Origin of the sequence: Pseudomonas sp. HS6 (assembly GCF_023375815.1) — a bacterium.
Taxonomy (GTDB): Bacteria; Pseudomonadota; Gammaproteobacteria; order Pseudomonadales; family Pseudomonadaceae; genus Aquipseudomonas.
Genome location: NZ_CP067412.1, coordinates 1,510,200 through 1,525,597, shown reverse-complemented (window position 1 = coordinate 1,525,597; position 15,398 = coordinate 1,510,200). Strand labels below are relative to the sequence as shown.

14 protein-coding genes are annotated in these 15,398 nt (G+C 61.9%); 13 read left to right on the top strand and 1 reads right to left on the bottom strand.

Annotated features, from left to right (window positions below; genetic code table 11):
• Positions 1-35 precede the first annotated feature (35 nt).
• Entirely contained in the window at positions 36-1,661 is a 1,626-nt protein-coding gene (locus tag JJN09_RS06835; RefSeq protein ID WP_249486402.1) for an NADP-dependent glyceraldehyde-3-phosphate dehydrogenase, read from the bottom strand.
• Between the two features lie 267 nt (positions 1,662-1,928).
• Between JJN09_RS06835 and JJN09_RS06830 the strand changes: the two genes are divergently transcribed.
• From JJN09_RS06830 to JJN09_RS06770, 13 genes are all read left to right on the top strand, one after another.
• The gene (locus tag JJN09_RS06830) at positions 1,929-2,282 is read left to right on the top strand and encodes a cytochrome c5 family protein (protein ID WP_249486401.1); all 354 of its coding nucleotides are present in this window, start codon (positions 1,929-1,931) and stop codon (positions 2,280-2,282) included.
• A gap of 76 nt (positions 2,283-2,358) precedes the next feature.
• The gene (locus JJN09_RS06825; protein WP_249490763.1) at positions 2,359-3,687 is read left to right on the top strand and encodes a D-arabinono-1,4-lactone oxidase; all 1,329 of its coding nucleotides are present in this window, start codon (positions 2,359-2,361) and stop codon (positions 3,685-3,687) included.
• 74 nt (positions 3,688-3,761) lie between these two features.
• Positions 3,762-4,970, top strand: coding sequence for a DSD1 family PLP-dependent enzyme (locus JJN09_RS06820; RefSeq protein WP_249490762.1), 1,209 nt, complete (start codon positions 3,762-3,764; stop codon positions 4,968-4,970).
• Positions 4,971-5,268: 298 nt separating this feature from the next.
• On the top strand, positions 5,269-5,895 hold the full coding sequence (locus tag JJN09_RS06815) for a transposase (RefSeq protein WP_249486400.1): 627 nt from the start codon (positions 5,269-5,271) through the stop codon (positions 5,893-5,895).
• A gap of 55 nt (positions 5,896-5,950) precedes the next feature.
• Complete coding sequence (locus JJN09_RS06810; RefSeq protein WP_249486399.1) at positions 5,951-7,546, top strand: ShlB/FhaC/HecB family hemolysin secretion/activation protein; 1,596 nt, start codon at positions 5,951-5,953, stop codon at positions 7,544-7,546.
• A 14-nt stretch (positions 7,547-7,560) separates the two neighbouring features.
• On the top strand, positions 7,561-9,360 hold the full coding sequence (locus JJN09_RS06805; protein ID WP_249486398.1) for a DUF2341 domain-containing protein: 1,800 nt from the start codon (positions 7,561-7,563) through the stop codon (positions 9,358-9,360).
• An 11-nt stretch (positions 9,361-9,371) separates the two neighbouring features.
• Positions 9,372-9,797: a biopolymer transporter ExbD gene (locus JJN09_RS06800; RefSeq protein WP_249486397.1), complete on the top strand. Its 426-nt coding sequence runs from the start codon at positions 9,372-9,374 to the stop codon at positions 9,795-9,797.
• 3 nt (positions 9,798-9,800) lie between these two features.
• Positions 9,801-10,505: an energy transducer TonB gene (locus JJN09_RS06795; RefSeq protein WP_249486396.1), complete on the top strand. Its 705-nt coding sequence runs from the start codon at positions 9,801-9,803 to the stop codon at positions 10,503-10,505.
• A 39-nt stretch (positions 10,506-10,544) separates the two neighbouring features.
• The gene (locus JJN09_RS06790; protein WP_249486395.1) at positions 10,545-12,242 is read left to right on the top strand and encodes a putative porin; all 1,698 of its coding nucleotides are present in this window, start codon (positions 10,545-10,547) and stop codon (positions 12,240-12,242) included.
• Positions 12,243-12,259: 17 nt separating this feature from the next.
• On the top strand, positions 12,260-12,889 hold the full coding sequence (locus JJN09_RS06785; protein WP_249486394.1) for a DNA repair protein: 630 nt from the start codon (positions 12,260-12,262) through the stop codon (positions 12,887-12,889).
• 29 nt (positions 12,890-12,918) lie between these two features.
• Entirely contained in the window at positions 12,919-13,395 is a 477-nt protein-coding gene (locus JJN09_RS06780) for a YbjN domain-containing protein (RefSeq protein WP_249486393.1), read from the top strand.
• Positions 13,392-14,339 carry a peptidylprolyl isomerase gene (locus tag JJN09_RS06775; protein ID WP_249486392.1) on the top strand — a complete coding sequence of 316 codons (948 nt, stop codon included), beginning with the start codon at positions 13,392-13,394 and terminating at the stop codon, positions 14,337-14,339. The genes JJN09_RS06780 and JJN09_RS06775 overlap by 4 nt, the downstream gene beginning before the upstream one ends.
• A 71-nt stretch (positions 14,340-14,410) precedes the next feature.
• Positions 14,411-15,388: a LysR family transcriptional regulator gene (locus tag JJN09_RS06770; RefSeq protein WP_249486391.1), complete on the top strand. Its 978-nt coding sequence runs from the start codon at positions 14,411-14,413 to the stop codon at positions 15,386-15,388.
• The last annotated feature ends 10 nt before the right edge of the window (positions 15,389-15,398 follow it).

Genomic DNA, 15,398 nt, shown 5'->3' with positions numbered 1-15,398 from the left:
GGTGGGGGCTGAAAGTGCTCAGCGGTGATTCCTCCTTAGAAGATGTAATCGGTGGCGATGAAGTTCGAATCTCGCCCGCGAATGATTTCGCTGATCAGATCCTTGTTGGGTTCCTGGAACTTGGTCGCCACCAGCGTACGGATCGAAAACACCCGCAGCGCATCGTGTACCGACAGCGTGCCTTCGGCGGAGTTCTTGCGCCCGTTGAACGGATAAGTGTCCGGGCCGCGCTGGCACTGGGCATTGAGGTTGATCCGCCCGACCTGGTTGGCGAAGGTGTCGACCAAGCGGCCGACCGCCACCGGGTTAGTGCCGAAGATGCTCAGTTGCTGTCCGAAATCCGACTCCAATACGTAATCGATCACGGTGTCGAGATGACGGTACGGCACGATCGGCACCACCGGGCCGAATTGCTCTTCCTGATAGACGCGCATCTGCGGCGTCACCGGGTACAGCACCGCCGGATAGAAGAACGACTCTCGCGACTCGCCGCCATTCGGATTGACCACTTGGGCGCCTTTGCTTTGCGCATCGGCAACCAACCCGTGCAGATAGTCGACCTTGCCCGACTCTGGCAGCGGTGTCAGCGAAACCCCGCTGTCCCATGGCATGCCCGGTTTGAGGGTGGCCAGTTTGGCGTTGAATTTCTCGATGAAACTATCCACCACATCTTCATGCACAAACAGGATTTTCAACGCGGTGCAGCGCTGGCCGTTGAACGACAGCGAACCGGTAACCGCTTCATTCACCGCGTTATCCAGATCGACTTCCGGCAGGACGATGCCGGGGTTCTTCGCATCCAGCCCCAATGCGGCGCGCAAACGGTGCGGTTTCGGGTGCAGTTTCTTCAGGTCGCTGGCGGCCTTGTTGGTGCCGATGAAGGCGAAGATGTCGATCTTGCCGCTGGCCATCAGCGCACTGACGGTCTCGCGGCCGCTGCCGTAGATCACGTTGATCACGCCGGTCGGGAAACTGTCGCGGAAGGCTTCGAGCAGCGGACGGATCAGCAGCACGCCGAGCTTGGCCGGTTTGAACACCACGGTGTTGCCCATGATCAGCGCCGGAATCAGCGTGGTGAACGTCTCGTTCAGCGGATAGTTGTAAGGGCCCATGCACAGCGCCACACCGAGCGGTACGCGACGGATCTGGCCGAGGGTGTCCTGTTCCAGCTCGAAACGGCTGGAGCGACGGTCGAGTTCTTTTAGCGCATTGATGGTGTCGACGATGTAGTCGCAGGTGCGGTCGAACTCTTTTTCCGAGTCTTTGAGGTTTTTGCCGATTTCCCACATCAGCAGTTTCACCACGGCGTCGCGCTGCTGGCGCATGCGCCCGAGGAAGGCTTCGACGTGCTGGATGCGCTCGGCCACGCGCATGGTCGGCCACAGGCCCTGACCCCGGTCGTAGGCGCGGACGGCGGCGTCGAGGGCGGTGAGGGCGGTCTCGGCGTCCAGCAGCGGCGTACTGCCGAGGATCACTTGTTCATCACCGCTTTCGCCATGCAGATAGACCGGGCTGCGTACTGTGGCGAGCGGGCCGTCCCAGCGGCGCAACTGGCCATCGACCAGGTATTCGCGTTGCTCGACCTGACCGTCGAGGCGGTATTTTTCCGGGATGTCGCTGACAGAAGGGAACAGGTTGCCAAGGATGTTTGCTGTGGTCATGTCGCTACCCTGCTTGCCAATTGAAAAAGTCTGTACAGGTTATACGCCTGAACGCGCTGCAATTTAAACCCGCAAATGTCACGCGAATGTCACTCAAAGGCGCAGAGCAGAGGGCTCAGCAAGATTCCCTCCTTTTGTTCGATCCCGAGTTGTATCCCGACTGTCCCCGTTTGCCCCCTTCACTGGCCCGCAATGCCCTCAACCCGCCGCCGTCGCTGCCTTAAGGTGTGCTTACAACAATAAGTGGCACCCAACGCGAGGATCGTTATGCGGGCATCCCGAATCACGTTGTTGCTGATGCTGGCCGCTGCGCTGGCCGGCTGCGGCGAAGACCCCAAACCCCCGGCCAGCACCAACAACGCCATGCCCAAAGACCCGGCGCTGGCGCAGATCTACGCCAATAGCTGCCAGCTCTGCCACGCCAACCCCGCCGCGAATGCGCCGTTGACCGGTGACCGCAAGGCCTGGGAGCCGCGCATCCAGCAGGGCGCCGACACGCTGCTCGACCACGCCATCAACGGCTACAACGGCATGCCGCCGATGGGCCAGTGCGTCGAGTGCTCGGAAGAACAATTTCTTCAGTTGATCGGTTTCATGGCCGATCAGCCGCTCCCACAATAAGGATCCTGGCATGCCGATAGATCTGACACGCCGACAGTTGTTGCAACGGGCAAGCATCGTCGGGGCGTTCAGCGCGCTGGCTTCCAATCCGGCGCTGGGCCAGTTGATGCGGGCACCGCGGCTGATTCCCTGGCGCAACTGGTCGGGCGGGCAAAGTTGCCTGCCGGCAGCGCGGGTGGCGCCGAAGAATCTGGATGAACTGACGACAGTGATCCAGCAGGCACCGGGCAAAATTCGCCCGGTCGGCTCGGCGCATTCCTTCAGTGCTTTGGTGCCTACCGACGGCACGTTGTTGTCGCTGAGCTACTTCAGCGGTCTGCTCGATCACGACCCGAAAACCCTGCAAGCCGAGTTCGCCGCCGGCACGCCGATGTCGCGTATGGGCACGCCGCTCAAGGACGTCGGCCAGGCCCTGCAAAACATGGCCGATATCGATTACCAGACCCTCGCCGGGGCGATTTCCACCTCGACTCACGGCACCGGCAAAACCTTCCAGTCCTACTCGGCCCACGTCTGCGGGATGCAACTGGTGACCGCCAGCGGCGAAGTGCTGGACTGCGACAGCCAGCGTCATCCCGAAGTGTTCAACGCCGCCCGTGTGTCCCTCGGCGCGTTGGGCGTTGCTACCAAGATCCGCCTGCAAAACCGCCCGGCCTATCGCCTGCGGGAAACCCAGTGGATCGCCAAGACCGAAGAACTGCTCGAAGACCTGGACAAGAACACCCGCGAAAACCAGCACTGGGAAATGCTCGTGGTCACCCATTCCGACTACGCCTTGTCGATCGCCCTCAACGAAACCACCGACCCGCCCACGCCGCCGATCCCGCCTGAAGAGGAGGGCGGTAACGAGTTCGTGACCCTGATCGAGAAGATCGACAAGTACGGCAGCGACTTCCCGAGCCTGCGCAGTTCGCTGCTCAACAGCCTGCGGCATCTGGCGAGTTTCGATGATCGGGTCGGCGACTCGTTCGACATCTACGCCAACGTGCGCACCGTGCGCTTCAACGAGATGGAATACTCGGTACCCGCTGAACACGGCCCGGCGTGCCTGCGCGAGATTCTCAAACTGATCCGCGACAAGGACCTGCGCACCTGGTTTCCCATCGAGTACCGCTACGTCAAGGCCGACGACATTCCGCTGAGCATGTTCGAGGGTCGCGACAGCTGTTCGATCTCGGTCCACCAGCATTACCAGATGGACCATCACAATTTCTTCGCCGCCGTCGAGCCGATCTTCTGGAAGTACAACGGCCGCCCGCACTGGGGCAAATTGCACACGCTCAACGCCCGTACGTTGCAGACGTTGTACCCACGCTGGCAGGAATTCATTCAGGTACGCCAGGCGCTGGACCCGAGCGGCAAGTTTCTCAACGGGCATCTGTCGTCGATTCTGGGGGTGAACTGATGGCGGTCAATCGACGTAATTTCGTGCTCGGTACGTTGGGGGTCGGTGCCTTGCTGGTGGGCGTGGGGGCATGGCTGCGTCCCGGGGATCGCGGCGGGCCGTACAGCGAATATTTCCGGGCGCTGAACAATGAACTCAAGACCAAAGGCCCGATGCGCCCGGTGTTGCTGATCGATCTGGATCGTCTGGATCACAACATCGACGTGGTGATGCGCTCGGTCAAGCGCAGCGGCAAACACCTGCGGCTGGTGGAGAAGTCCTTGCCATCGCCGGGACTGCTCAGCTACATCGCTCAAAGGGCAGGGACGCAGCGACTGATGTCGTTTCATCAGCCGTTTCTCAATCACGATGCACAGGTTTACCCGCAGTCCGACATTCTGCTCGGCAAGCCCCTGCCGGTACGCTCGGCGGAGATTTTCTACCAGACCCACAAAGGTCCGTTCGACCCAACGAAGCAACTGCAATGGCTGATCGACAACCCCGAACGCTTGCAGCAATACCTCGCGCTGGCCCAGGGATTGGGCACCCGAATGCGGATCAACATCGAGCTCGACGTCGGCCTGCACCGTGGCGGCGTCAGTGACGTGAACGTGCTGGGTCAGATGCTCGCGTTGATCTCCGCCAACCCGCAGCACCTGGCGTTCGCCGGGTTCATGGGCTACGACCCGTTCGTGGGCATGGGCGTGCCGGGGATTCTCGGTTCACCCGAGGAATTGTTCGCCAAGGTGATGGTGACTTATCAGCGCTGCGTCGACTTCACCCGGCAGCAATATCCGGCGCTGTGGCATGACGGCTTGTGCCTGAACACCGCCGGCAGCCCGAGTTATCGCATTCATGAGAACGAAACCCTGAGCAGTGAAGTGTCGGTGGGCACGGCGATGCTCAAGCCGACTCATTACGATCTGCCGTCGCTGGTCGAACACGAGCCTGCCGCGTACATCGCCACCCCGGTGTTGAAAAGCACCGGGGCGGTGAACATTCCGGCGCTGGACGACAAGTCGAAACTGTTTTCGTGGTGGGATGCCAACCAGCGCCAGACCTTTTTTATCTACGGCGGCAACTGGATGGCTGAGTTCGAATCACCGCCCGGATTGCAGAGCAATGGTGTTTACGGGCGCAGTTCAAATCAGGAGATGGTCAATGGTTCGAATGCCGTGGGGCTGACGGTGGAGGATCAAGTGTTCCTGCGACCGACCCAGACCGAAGCGGTGTTGCTGCAATTCGGTGACTTGCTGGCGGTACGTGGCGGCAAGATTGTCGATACCTGGCCGGTCTATACCTGATCTGCTGACTTCTTAAAAACTACACAAAACCTTGTGGGAGCTGCGGTGCGACGATTCGACTTGCCAGCGATAGCGTCGGGTCAGCAACCCATTTATTTGCTGACAGACCGCAATCGCTGGCAAGCCAGCTCCCACAGTTTTTTGTGGTGCCCGATCGATCTCACTCCAGTTCTGTAATGAAGCTTTTATGACAAAAGTTCGGTAGCACATCGCCAGTCCGGTCATGCCTATGTAACGCGCTTGAGGGGCCCAACAGGGCGCTTTTCACAAGCCGAGGCGGGACGCCGGGAGTGAGGCAATGGGGACTATGGAACGCTACTCGAAAGTGGGCATGCAGGAACTCGATCAACGCCTGTCGAAGATCGTCGAAGCCGCGCGCAAGAAGCCGGTTTCGGTGTATCGCTACGGCGCGCCGTGGGTCTGGATCGTGTCGCAGGATGACTGGCAGGGCGCCTTGAAAGAGGTCTCCAGCTACATTCCGCCAGGGCATTCGCTGGTGCTGCTGCGCCCGCAGATCGACGACCTGTTCGACGCTCACAGCGATCTCCTTCACGACCTCAACGCCCAGCCCGGCATGCTGATCCCGGCGCAAACGGTCATGCACATCCTGCTCCTGCAACTGCTGTATTCGGTGCCCAGCGAGCAGCAGCTCTACGAACAGCTCAATTATAACCTGCTGTTTCGCTGGTTCGTGGGCCTTGGCCTGAATCAGAAAGTCTGGAGCTTCAACGTCCTCAGTCGCGACATCGCCACGCTGCTCAACGAGCCGCGTGCGGTGCAACTCATCCAGAAAATCATCGGTGAAGTGTTCTGCGGCGCGCTGCTGCAAATGCCCGAGTTCTCCTTGAACTTCGCGCTGCTGCACACCTGGCTGGGCAAACACACCGGGCCCCGCACTTCAGCAATCAAGAACGCCAGTAACTGACGCACACGCAAGGCGCATGAGCGCCAACAGGTCATCGCGAATTTCAGGGGGTAGTGTGGATCAGATTTTCACGTCACGGCTGGCGCTGTGGGGCTGGCTGCTGGTGACGGCCGGCGCGCAGCCGGCGTTCGCCGATGAGGCCGAAAACACAGCGGCGCAGCGTCTGGTGGACGTCAACGAATACTTCGTGCGTGGCAACACGGTGCTCGATGCGCGGGCGATCGAAGAAGCGGTGTACCCGTTCCTCGGCCCGCAAAAAGCCTTGAGCGACATTGAAGGCGCGCGGGATGCCTTGCAGAAGGCCTATCAGGAACGCGGCTACCAATCCGTGTTCGTCGAACTGCCGGAGCAAGCGGTGGCCGACGGCATCGTCTACCTGCAAGTCAGCGAAACCAAGGTCGGCCGGGTGCGGGTGGTCGGCGCCAAACACTATTCGCCGCTGGACATCCGCGACAACGTCCCGGCGCTGAAAGAAGGCGAAGTGCCGGACTTCGCCAAGGTCCAGGGCGAACTGGCGCAACTCAACAAGACCCCGGGCCGGCAGGTGATGCCGCTGGTGCGCGAAGGCCAGCGCCCCGGCACCATGGACGTGGATCTGCAGGTCGAAGACCAGAACCCGTGGACCGCCAGCGTGGGTCTGAACAACGACTACAGCGCCGACACCGAAAAACTCCGTGCCGTCACCAGCCTCGGTTACAACAACCTCTGGCAGCTCGGCCACAGCGTCAACCTGACGTTCTTCACCGCGCCGCAGGACACCGACAACGCCAAGGTCTGGTCCGGTTCCTACACCGCGCCGCTGACCGAGCGCTGGAGCGTGCAGTTCTCCGGTTACCAGTCCGACAGCAACGTCGCCACCATCGGCGGCAGCAACGTGCTCGGCAAGGGGCATTCCTACGGCGTGTCGGCGATCTACACGATCCCGTCCAGCGGCAGTTGGTCGAACTCACTGTCGGCCGGCATTGACTTCAAGGACTTCGACGAACGCCTGACCCTGTCCGGTGAAAGCGACAAGGTGCCGCTGAAATACGCGCCGTTCACGTTTGCCTACAACGGCTATCGCTACACCGAAAAGAGCCAGCTCGGCCTCGGCCTGAGCCTGGTCGCGGCCACCCGCAGCATCTTCGGCTACGGCAGTTCCGACGAAGACTTCGACTACAAACGCTACCGCGCCAACCCGAGCTTCGCCGTGCTCAAGGGCGATACCAATTTCACCTGGACTTTCGACAGCGACTGGCAAAGCGCAAGCAAAGCCGCGTTCCAACTGGCGTCGGGGCCACTGGTTTCCAACGAACAATTCTCCGCAGGCGGCGCGACCTCGGTGCGCGGTTATCTGGCGGCCGAACGCACCGGTGATGACGGCGTGCTGCTCAGTCAGGAAGTCCGCACGCCGTCGCTGGCCAAGTACGCCGGCACCTGGATGCAGGACTGGCGCTTTTATGCCTTCGCCGAAGGCGCGCAACTCTACCTGCGCGACGAACTGCCGGACCAGGACGCCAGTTATGCCCTGGCCAGTGTCGGCCTCGGCACCCGCGCCAGCCTGAGCAAATGGCTGTCCGGCAGCGTCGACTGGGGCTACCCGCTACTCGAAGGGCCGAACACCTCGAAACAGGAATCGCGCCTGCACTTCAACCTTCAGGCCACTTTCTAACAAGGAGCACTTCCATGCAGCGCCTTTTCCTTTCGTTGTTGATCTGCCTGGGCTTCGTGCTCCCGGCCACGGCTCAGGCCTGGTGGCAGGACGACTGGCATTACCGCAAACAGATCGCCGTCGACACCACGCCGCAAGGCGCCGGGATCAATCAGGCTCTGGGCCGCACCGCGCTGCTGGTGCGCCTGCACACCGGCAACTTCACCTTTGACGGCGTGAAAGAGGACGGCTCGGATCTGCGCTTCGTCGCGGCCGATGACAAGACCGTGCTCAACCACCAGATCGAAAGCTTCGATGCGCTGATGGGCATGGCGCTGATCTGGGTCGATGTGCCGAATGTCGAGGGCGGTCAGCGTCAGGACATCTGGATGTACTACGGCAACCAGAAGGCGCCGGCCACCGGCAACGGTCAGCTCACATTCGATCCGAATTACACCGCGCTCTATCACTTCGAAGGCGCCACCGGCACCCCGGCGAAAGACACCACTGCCTACGGCAACACCGCGCAGAGCGCCACTGGCGCGGCAATCGACGGCGTAGTGGGGCGGGCCTTGCAGTTCAGCGGCCAGCCATTGTTGCTGCCGGCCAGTCCGTCATTGCAGCACAACGCTGGCAGCGCGTTCACCTTCAGTGCCTGGCTGCGTCTGGATCAGGCCAACGGCGAGCAACTGATCCTGGCCCGCCGCGAAGGCACCAACAGCTTGCTGGTCGGTGTGAATCAGGGTGTACCGTTCGTGGAGATCGACGGCCAGCGCGCCGTCGCCACGCAACCGCTGAATCCGGGCCAATGGCAACACGTCGCGCTGACCGCTGAAGGCGCGAAAGTGACGCTGTACATCAATGGTCGCGAAAGCGCTGCACTGGCTCAGGCAATGCCGGCGTTCAATTCGGTCATGGCCATCGGTGCGGATCTGCACGAAGGTCCTTTCCAACCGTTCGTGGGCGCCATCGATGAACTGCGCCTGTCGAAAGTCGCCCGTCCGGCGCCGCTGCTGCTGGCCGATGCCACTTCCCAAGGCGCCGAGTCGAAACTGGTGGCTTACGGCGTCGATGAAGAACAGTCCGGCTACGGTTTCGGCAGCCTCGGTTTCCTGCTCAACGCCGTGCCGGTCGATGCCTGGGTGATCATCGCGGTGCTGGTGCTGATGATGTTCCAGTCGTGGATCATCATGCTGCGCAAGAACCGCACCCTCAGCCGTGTCACCGCTGCCAACGAAGACTTCCGCGTGCAATTCGCCAAGGTCGGCACTCGCCTGGAGATGTTCGCCGACGACACCCAACTCGCCCAGCGTTTGCGGCATTCGCCGCTGTGGCGTCTGTATCAGGTGGCGGTGAAAGAGATCCGCACTCGCCGCGAACAAGGCGCCGATACCTCGTCGGTTTCGGCGGCGACCATCGAAGCCATCCGCTGCTCCATGGATGGCGTGCGCACCCGGGAAAACCAGCAACTGAGTTCGAAACTCTCGACCTTGTCTAACGCCATCGCCGGCGGCCCCTACATCGGTCTGCTCGGTACGGTGATGGGGATCATGGTGGTGTTCCTCGGCACCGCCATGGCCGGCGACGTCAACATCAACGCCATCGCGCCGGGTATGGCCGCAGCCTTGCTGGCTACCGCCATGGGCCTGTTCGTCGCGATCCCGGCGCTGTTTGGCTACAACCGCCTGATTACCCGCAACAAGGAAGTCAGCGCCGACATGCGCGTGTTCGTCGACGAGTTCATCACCCGTCTGGCGGAGATGCACGGCGAAGGCCAGTCCAGTGAAGCGGCGCATCAGCGCGGTCATCACGCCAACCACTCCGTACCGGCCTGAGGAGCACTGACATGGCGTCCGTAAATGCCTCCCACGACGATGACGAAGATGCAGCGGTGGACAGCATCAACATCACGCCACTGGTGGACGTGCTGATGGTGGTGCTGGTGATGTTCATCCTCACCGCTACTGCGCAGGTCTCCGGAATCCAGATCAACCTGCCCAAGGCCAGCGCCGCCGTGTCGCTGTCCGAGGCCAAGACCAAGGCGATTTCGGTCAACGATGGCGGGCAGGTGTTCCTCGACGCCTACCCGGTGACCTTGCCGGAGCTGGAAGGACGCCTGCGCATCGAGAAGGCGCAGAACCCGGACTTCCCGGTGATCGTGCGCGGCGACGCCACGGTGCAGTACCAGAAGGTCATCGAAGTGCTGGATCTGCTGCGCCGGCTCGAACTGTCCCAGGTCGGTCTCGTCACCGGCAAACCGAGCCAGGGCTGAGTCATGACCGCACAACTTCCGATCGAACCGCTGCCGGTGAAGAAGTCGCCCTTGCGCTATGCGAAGTGGGGCGCCGGGCTGATTCTCGCCGCACTCGCCGCGTGGTTCCTGTGGCAGTGGGCCAACGACATGAGCGGCATCCGCCGGGAAGCGCCGAAGGTGCCGACGATCATTCCGTTGCCGCCACCGCCACCTCCGCCGCCGGAAAAACCGCCGGAGCCGGAAACCCCGGTGGAAGAAAAAATCGTCGAGCCCGAGCCAACGCCCGAGCCGCAAGAGGTCAAGCCCGAGGAAGAAACACCGCCATCACCGGCGGACGATCTGGCCAACCCGATGCAAATGGACGGCGACGCCCAGAGCGGCAACGACGCCTTCAACATCGGCGCGGGCAAGGGCGGCGGCATGGCCGGCGCGGGCGGTGGGCGAGTGGGCAACGGCACCTACAGCCAGTTCCTCGCGTTCACCTTCCAGAAGCTGCTGCGCGAGAACCCCGACCTGCGCAACCTCGCGTTTTCGCTGCAGGCCGATGTGTGGCTGAGCAGTGTCGGCGAGATCACCCGGGTCGAGCTGATCAAGTCCAGTGGCAACCCCGAGATCGACAGTCAGGTGCTGGCCGCCTTGCGTAACGCGCCGCATCTGAGCGAACGGCCACCGGCCTCCATCACCTTGCCTGTGCGCATGTCCCTGCAAGGGCGGCGTCCGGGTTAACCGAATTCATAAAGCTGTATGAAAAGGAGTTGTGTGCAGATGATTTCCAACGTGAATCGATTGTCCCTGGCGGTCGGCATGGTCATCGCGACCCTGGTCGGTCAGGCCGCGGCAGCGCCTGCGCCCTCGGAGAACGCCACGATCAATCTGATCCGCTTGCTGGTCGAGCAAGGCATTCTGAAACAGGACAAGGCCGACGCGCTGATCGCCCAGGCCCAGAACGAAGCGGCCCAGGCCAAGCAGGCTGCGGCGTCTACCGCTGTGGCAGCCGGGCCGGTCGCAGCCCCTGGCGATGTGCGGGTGCAATACGTGCCGGCCGCGGTACGCGACCAGATCCGCGATCAGGTCAAGGCTGAAGTCATGGCCACCGCCAAGCAGGAAAACTGGGCCGCGCCCAACACTTTCCCGGACTGGGCTTCGCGCATCAGCTTCGACGGCGACATTCGCCTGCGTGACGAATCGCGCTACTACTCGGGCAGCAACAGCAACGAAATCGTCGACTTCGCCAAGCTCAACAACAACGGCCCGTATGACGTGAACCCCAACAGCAGCACCGCGTTGCCGCCGTTGCTCAACACCCGTGAAGACCGTACCAACCTGTTCCGCCTGCGCGCCCGACTGGGCATGAAAGCGGTGATTTCGCCGGAATGGACCGCCGGCATCCGCATCGGCACCGGCTCGGACAACAACCCGGTGTCGACCACCCAGAACCTCGGCGGCGGTTTTGCCAAGAAAGACATCTGGCTCGATCAGGGTTACCTGACCTGGAAGCCGTCGGATGAACTGACGCTGACCGGTGGCCGGTTCGCCAACCCGTTCATGTCCACCGACATGCTGTATTCCAACGACCTGAACTTCGACGGCGTGGCGGCGATTTTCGACCACAAACTCAGCAACGACTGGGGCGTGTTCGGCACCGTCGGCGCGTTCCCGGTGGATTACACCAACGACACCACCACCAGCAACGGCTTCGACAAGGAAGAAAGCGACAACAAATGGCTGTACGGCGCGCAAATCGGCGCCAAATGGGCGATCAACAGCAACAACCGCTTGAAAGGTGCGTTGGCTTACTACCGCTTCGACGACATTGAAGGCCAGCGCTCCAGCCCTTGCGAACCCTGGGCCGGCGCGCCGGGCTGCGACACCGACGGCACCCGTGCCGCGTTCATGCAGAAAGGCAACAGCGTGTTCCTGCTGCGTGACATCACGCCGAACCCGCTCAACCCGAGCACAACGCCGCAGCCGCAATTCGTGGGCCTGGCCTCCGAGTTCAATCTGCTGGACCTGAACCTCGTGTGGGACGCCGACCTGCCGGAAGACTTCAAGCTGCGCACCCAGGGCAACTACATCCACAACCTCGGCTACGACGAAGGCGACATGCGCAAGCGTGCGGCCGGGCAACTGGCCAACAACCTCGACAGCAGCGGCAACATCGAAAGCGGCGCCAATGCATGGATGGTCCAGTTCACCCTCGGCAGTGCGCTGGAGCTGAAGAAGCAGGGCGACTGGAATATGTTCGCCGGCTACAAGTACATCCAGCCGGACGCCTTGCCTGACGGCTTCAACGACTCGTCGTTCCACCTCGGCGGCACCAACGCCAAGGGCTATTTCCTCGGCGGCAATTACGGCCTGGCGAAGAACGTCTACGCCACCGGCCGCTGGATGAGCACCGAAGCGGTGTATGGCGCGCCGTTCGACATCGACGTCTTGCAGCTCGAGATCAACACGCGCTTCTAAGGCGCCGGGAGAGGGTTATGAAAATCCGCTTTTTATGGCTTGGACTCGGGATGTTGATCGCCACCGGGGCGAGCGCCGAAGGCATGGAGGAACGCCTGCGCACCCAGTTGCGCAGCACCACCCAGCAGCTGCAAACCCTGCAAAGCCAGCAGGCTCAAGCCAGCGCCGCGCAACTGGCGGCGCAGAACGAAGCCAAGGCTGCGCAGGCGCAAATCAAACAGTTGACTGCTGAGCTGGCCAAGGCCAAAGGCGTCGCCGAGCAACTGGCCGGGCAGCAAGACAGTCTGCACAGCCAGGCTCAGGCGCAGGTGGCAGCCAGCAACGAGCAGGTCGGCAAGTTCAAGAAGGCCTATGACGAGTTGTTGGCCATGGCCCGTGCCAAAGAGGCAGAACGGTCTAAGCTTCAAGCGCAATTGGCCGAACGTGACACACAAGTGCAGCAATGTTCGGTCAAGAATCAGCAGATGTACGGCGTGGCCAAGCAGATTCTCACCGCCTACGAAAACATCGATGTGGCCGAGGTGATGAAAATCCGCCAGCCCTTCGCCGGCAGCGCCCGGGTCAAGTTCGATGAACTGGCTCAGGGCTTCGGCGATGAGCTGTACAAGACTCAATTCGATGCGCCGCAAGCCGCGATCGCGCACTGATTAAAAGACTCATAAACAAGGAAGAAGTAATGACTCAATTGATCTCCCACGTATCCCCGCAATCCCTGACCGACGTGCTGCAAGCCGCCGGTTATCGCGTCAACCAGACCGAGCAAAACGGCATCGTCCAGTTGCTCAGCGCCAGCCAGGGCATCGGTTATGCCGTGCGTTTCGGCAATCCGGCGGTGGCGGAGCAGGGCAGCTACGTCGACTTCACTTTCAGCTGCGCCTTGCGCGTGCAGGGTGAGTTGCCGGCCGGTGTGGCCGAACAGTGGAACGCGACCCGCCGGTTTGCCCGGTTGTCGTTGCAGGGCGAATTTCTGGTGATGGAAATGGACGTGGTGGTGGCCGCTGGCGTCAGCAACGATTACTTGCGCGGCAACCTGGAATTGTGGGATCGCCTGCTTCAGGAATTCATCGTGTACCTGCGTGACTTCACGCAAAACAGTGCCGCTGTGCAAACCGCCAAAGCAGCCGTGACCGAGCAAGAGGAAGTCGCGCTGTGACGAAACCTGCCATGGTAATCAGCGCCGCTGCGGTGGCGCTGTTGGTGGTGGCCGTGGCGCTGGTGGTGCGGCCGGGTAATGACCCGGTCGCCGCCCAGCAACCGGCGCCGGTGATCGCGGCGAATGCCGGGCCGGCGGTGGCGCGGCTGGGTAATCAGCAGGTGTCGCCTGAGGAATTGCAGGCACTGTTGGCGGCCGTACCACCGCAGACCCGCGAGCAGTTGCGCGGCAATCGTGAGGCGCTGGAGCGCTGGATTCGTTCACGCCTGGCTGAAAAAGCCGTGCTGGAACAGGCCGATGCCCAAGGCTGGGCACAGCGTCCGGACGTGGTTCGGCAAACCCGCGCGGCCACCGAACAGATCGTGTTCCGCGACTATTTGCAGTCGGTGAGCAAAGTACCGGCGGATTACCCGAGCGCTGCCGAGTTGCAGCAGGCGTATGACGCGGGCAAGGCCAATTGGCAGACACCGGCGCTGTATCGGGTGAGCCAGATTTTCCTCGGGGTGAACGAGCCGCAGAATCTTGAAGCTGTGCGCAAGCAGGCGGCGGAGTTGAGCAAGAAAGCGCAGTCGACCCCAGCGGAATTCGCGGCGTTGGCCAAAGAGTTTTCCCAGGATCGGCTCACTGCTGAGCGCGGCGGTGACACTGGCCTGCAACCGTTGCAGCAATTGGTGCCGGAAGTGCGAGGCGCCGTGGCGCGACTCAAGGTTGGCGCGGTTTCCGATCCCGTACAAAGCAGCGCCGGTTTCCACGTGATCAAACTCACCGAACAACAACCGGCCCGCACCGCGACCCTTGACGAGTTGCGAGATCAACTGACCCAGGCCTTGCGGGCACAACGTCAGGAACAGATCGCCCAGGCCTATCTGGACGGCATGCTCAACACCGCAACGCTGAGCATCGACGGGGCCGAGCTCAACAAGGTGCTGGAGGAAAAGCTGTAATTCAGATCCACCGCAGCTCCCACAGGGAATGTGTGCAAAGGCAAACAACAAAGATCGACAGGGAGTCATCGATGTCATTCACCGAACCCGCAGCACGACAGAGCAGCGCCGATTTCCGCTGGCCCCAGGACAAGGACGAACCCTGGCTGGCGCAAGCGGCGACCCTCGACGGCGACGTCGCGCAATACTTTCTGGTCAGCGCCCGTTGCGGCTGCTTCATGCAGGCCGCCCGCAGCCTCAACGTGCGCTCGACTTTGCTGCGCAAACAACTGGCGCAGCTCGAACAGCAACTGCAATGCGCGCTGTTCAGCTTTCAGGGCAGCGCCCTCAGCCTGACCCGCGAAGGCCAGCAATTGCAGGCGCAACTGATCGCGTTGGCCAACGAACGCAAACTCCCGGTGATCGAGCAGCCCTTGATCAGGCTGGCCGTCGCCGAATCGATCCTGCACGACATCCTCGGCCGCGACCTCATCGCACTGCTGCGCCGCAACGCCAGCGTGCGCCTGGAGATCATCGCCCTCGACAGCGAACTGGCCCTGCGCGCCGTCAGCGCCGACATCGTGCTCTGGCTCGCCCACGGCGAAACCCCGCATCCGGGCCCGACCTTCGCCACCAGCGAACCGCAACGCCTCGCGCAACTGGAGTATCAGCCACACATTGCCAAACGTTATTCCCGCGTGACTGCACGCCCGGAAAGTCCGGACGACCTTGCCGATTTCATGCTGGTGCAATGGCAGCATGATCGGCAGATCGACAGCTTCCGGCCGTGGAATGAACTGGTCGAACAGCGCTTGGCCGGGGTGGTGCAGATGCAGTCCTACGAGCTGATGCTGGAGATGATCCGGTGCAGCGCATGCATTGGTTTGCTGCCGATGTACATGAGCCGGTTCGATCGCGGGTTGGTGGCGTTGCCGGGGTTGTTTGACGAGGCGATGCGGTTGCAGGCGTGGTTGGCGGTGAACCGAGAATCGCAGAGTGTCGGTGAGGTGCAGGTGTTGGTTGAGTTGATTCAGCGTACGTTCAATGAACGACAGGAGTGGTTCGAATAACCACGTAGGT